This is a genomic window from Holdemanella sp. DFI.5.55 (assembly GCF_020593575.1).
Taxonomy (GTDB): Bacteria; Bacillota_I; Bacilli_A; order Erysipelotrichales; family Erysipelotrichaceae; genus Holdemanella; species Holdemanella hominis.
The window spans coordinates 1-304 of sequence record NZ_JAJDMK010000238.1; the positions used below are offsets into that span (position 1 = coordinate 1).

Here is a 304-nt window from a genome sequence, read left to right on the forward strand (position 1 = left end):
TCTCTCAAATGTAGTAAAATTTGTAGTAAACTAAGCGGAGATAGAAAGCATTTCAGCCATCGCTGATTGAGCTGTACCGTGTGTATAATAGCCGAGGGTCATCGTGATATTCTTATGCCCCATGATATACTGCAAAGTATTTGGGGTTATTTTTTTGTTTGCCATATTTGTACAGAACGTATGGCGTAGAGTGTGTGGTGTGATAAGCGGAAGTTCATTTCCCTTGTGATACTTATTGTATTTCTTTATCATATTAGGAAATGTTGAGGAATAGGCTGTTGCATACATAGGATAGCCTTTCTGA

General features: G+C 37.8%; 1 protein-coding gene. It reads right to left on the reverse strand.

Annotated features, from left to right (window positions below; genetic code table 11):
• Positions 1 to 30: 30 nt before the first annotated feature.
• Positions 31 to 304: tyrosine-type recombinase/integrase (locus LJE08_RS13945; protein ID WP_227403574.1), on the reverse strand; the 274-nt coding region annotated here is incomplete at its 5' end.